Origin of the sequence: Nostoc sp. CCY 9925, from assembly GCF_963920935.1 — a bacterium.
Lineage (GTDB): Bacteria > Cyanobacteriota > Cyanobacteriia > Cyanobacteriales > Nostocaceae > Nostoc.
The window spans coordinates 1-3,310 of the sequence record NZ_CAWUDO010000232.1; the positions used below are offsets into that span (position 1 = coordinate 1).

The window sequence follows — 3,310 nt, forward strand, 5'->3', positions numbered from 1 at the left end:
TTTAACTCGCAATCTTTCACTGCGAATCAATAGTTTTAACGGCTCAAGAGAGCAAGTTGACTCTAAAGAAGATAGTTCCTTTTGCCTATAATAATCCGAGGTAAAAGACCCTAAGTGTATTGTGAGGCTTTCGCCTTCGGGAATTTCTTTTAGCCCAGCTTCTATGCCCTCAAAAATAGGCAGCATTTGCTCTGATGGCAAGTTGGGATGAATCCCTAAACAATCAAAGCAGAATTTGATTTGAATATTTTCATCTTTTTTGAGAATTAATGCGCCTACGCCCTGCCTACCTCCTAAGTTGAGGTCACAAATGCCCGCTAAATGGATAATATCTTCAAAGGGAGTGAGCATTTTGACAACACTAATCTGCTCGTTTTCTAATGCTCCTTTACCTAATTTATCTTTAGCCTGATTAGAAGATTTTGGCATAACTTTTTCAATAACTGAAATTTAATGAAAACTCAAAACTTAGAACTTATTTTTCTTCCGACTTCCGACCTCCGACTTCCGACTTCCGACTTCCGACCTCCGACCTCTGTTGTATTGATTGAAATTTCATATATCCCCTACTAATCCGAGGGACACTGACGAACTTACCGAAAAAGTCTTTATTTGTAGAAATTGTCCACCAAGAACCCCATCCCCAAGCAATACTTAATCCTGTACCCAACCAACTTGTTTTCAGTAGATAATTAAAGATAAATACATTGACTACTGCTATTAATGTCCAGGGAAATATTTGGTCGGCAGGGAATGGCCCTAGTCTTGGTCTTTCTCCTAAAATCCGATTTACTGTCCGAAAAGTACGTTTCTCTGGCATATTTATTGATTTAACAAATTCGGTGGGTTTAAGTCCCCCGATTCTATAAACGGTCAGTTTTGTGGTCGGTACCCATTACAAAACTGTACTTCCAACTTCCGACTTCCGACTTCATTAATAAAGAGTTATCAGCTATTAATTCAAATGCGTATTTCTCAACAACTGATAACCAAAAAGCTTTTTTACTGAACAATTAAACCAGTAATTAAATCTCCAACAAAAACCGCCATAACTATGATTAATGGAGTTCTTGCTAGTGTCTGCCAATCTTCATCATTCCGGGCAGATTGAATAATGCGAACTAGACTGATACCGACATATAATAGGAATAAACCTCTCAATACATTAAAAAAAAGTTCGATAACTGCTGATGTTTCTCCATTGTTGGCATTACCAAAAGCGTTGGTCATCCAAGTTTGAGCATTATTGAAAAATTGAGCATTAGCTGGAGCCGCCGCAAAATCAATTAGACAAATTACTGCTAACAGCGCAAACAAAACAGCATAGAGATTAACTCCATACTTTCGTTGTAATTTATCGAAGTTAGTAAATAATGCTTGTGACTGTTTCGGCAAGGCAATGACGATGGCGGACGCAATCATAAATCCACCCATCAATATATTGTGGACGGACATCTCTGCTATCATCAACACACCAGTCACGCCCATGAGTGTAAGTGTGTTTTTCTTCGCCCTGTCATTCTTTGGGGAAGGTGAGAGCGTTGCTGTTGCCGAAGCGGAAAAACTTTCTGGGTATTCGTAGTCAGTACGCATCTGCTTTCGTTCTCCTGAACGATTTGATGAGGAATACGCACATTTTTAAATAAATCAACTTCAAGATGGAGACACCTTAGTACTAAAAAAAATAGCACGAAAGTACTAGTATAATATTGCTAACATTCATTTTTTAAGTATCCAGACATCAATTATAGTATTAGCAACCTTTTTGCTTGATATATAATACCTGCAATTATTTATTAGTATAAATATTTTTGTAATTAGCTCAGTAAGATAAAAATTTCGGGATTGACTTTTGCTTGGTTTTGTGGATTAAAGCCTGTTCAATGTAATACATTGTACTGGTGTTTAGAGTGAATTTTCGTAAAGTACATTCAAAAACTTCACAGCTTCACGTTTAGTTGTTTGAGAACGTAAATCGTATTTTTGGGTAGTCGCTGGGTTCGCGTGACCTGCAAGTTCACAAACGGTGAAAACATCTATACCCGCTTCTAGTAGTCTCGACAAATACACTGCCGCCGGATGAAGTGCCAACGGCAGTGATGTGGACAGCACTAAATCAATTATTAAATTGATAACATTAATCTGACAAACTACTTAAGCACCAAAGACTTTTTGCTATCAAAATCGATGTCATTCTTTGGCTGATGATAACGGTTGAATGTTGAGCTTGTCCCCTACCTTGATATTGGCAGCGCCAGGAGCTAGCTCTAGCACCTGATTAGCAACCCGCCCCTTATAAATAGGGCAAGGAGTTTTGTGGCACGGTTCGGCATTGTAAACCGCAGTTGTCACCACATTGTTCTTGAGATAAAAAATGTCTAATGGAAAATTTACCTTGTACATCCAAAAAGGCACATTGTAAATTTCTGCCTCCAAGTTGAATAACATTCCGCGATCGCGTGGCAAAGATGCTCGAAATTTTAGCCCTTTCTCTAATTGCTCTGGTGTAGAGGCGACTTCTAGCTTAAATGTGCTAGAGCCTACGGTGGGCGGAACGCCATCGCCTTTCGTGAGAATGTGCGTAACCGGTAAATTTTGGGGACGAGTTTGGATGTAACCGCTAGCCACAGTGCCAATGATAATTGATACTCCAGCAACAGGGCCTAGTATGTTCAGTAACTTGAAAGCAGCAACGTATAAATCCTTCTTGGAACTGATTTTTAAAGTTTTCATGATTATCCAAAAATATCAACATTGCCGAGACTATATATGGATGAATCGATAGGGCTAGATGGTTGACCTTGTAAAGTCGCAATGTTACGCATACTTTCAACTCGGTCAGCTTCGCGGATGGCTAGAGGATTCATACTCTGCCTTGCTGCCAGCAATGCCGACAATGTAATTCTTAGTGGTGGTAGTTCTTGAAGGGGAGAAACATCGTCGCCAAACATTTGACAGAAACTAAAGACGGCGGCACGTTCAACAATAGCTTGAATCTCCGCACCGACACATCGCTGCGTGGCTTTGAGTAACCTTTTCCATTCTTCTTCGCTGTACCCATCGCCCCCATTACGGAAACGACGATCGAAACGGGCTAAGTGAATCTTGAATATTTCGTGCCGTTCGCCGTAATTTGGGAGATCCACCTTGAAAATCTCGTCGAAGCGGCCACTTCTGGTTAGCTCTGGTGGTAGCCATTCGATGTTGTTAGCCGAAGCAATAATTAAAACCTCACTAGTACGTTCTTGCATCCAGGTCAAAAGCATACCAGCTAGGCGTTTGGATAAATCATCATCCCCGGCGAATCCCT

General features: G+C 40.3%; 5 protein-coding genes and 1 pseudogene. All 6 read right to left on the bottom strand.

All coding sequences use genetic code 11. From position 1 onward, the window contains the following. Positions 1–429 (bottom strand): annotated as a pseudogene (locus ACM0OY_RS39830) (hypothetical protein); the annotation flags it as partial. A 46-nt stretch (positions 430–475) separates the two neighbouring features. Continuing rightward, positions 476–820, bottom strand: coding sequence for a hypothetical protein (locus ACM0OY_RS39835; protein WP_414574210.1), 345 nt, complete (start codon positions 818–820; stop codon positions 476–478). A gap of 182 nt (positions 821–1,002) precedes the next feature. Further along, complete coding sequence (locus tag ACM0OY_RS39840; RefSeq protein ID WP_414574211.1) at positions 1,003–1,593, bottom strand: hypothetical protein; 591 nt, start codon at positions 1,591–1,593, stop codon at positions 1,003–1,005. Between the two features lie 312 nt (positions 1,594–1,905). After that, a complete protein-coding gene (locus tag ACM0OY_RS39845) occupies positions 1,906–2,112 on the bottom strand; it encodes a hypothetical protein (RefSeq protein ID WP_414574206.1) in 207 nt (68 codons plus the stop codon). Positions 2,113–2,190: 78 nt separating this feature from the next. Further along, the gene (locus ACM0OY_RS39850) at positions 2,191–2,733 is read right to left on the bottom strand and encodes a DUF192 domain-containing protein (protein WP_414574207.1); all 543 of its coding nucleotides are present in this window, start codon (positions 2,731–2,733) and stop codon (positions 2,191–2,193) included. Positions 2,734–2,735: 2 nt separating this feature from the next. Beyond that, positions 2,736–3,310, bottom strand: a 575-nt coding sequence (locus ACM0OY_RS39855) for an AAA family ATPase (RefSeq protein ID WP_414574212.1), incomplete at its 5' end; no start/stop codon positions are given.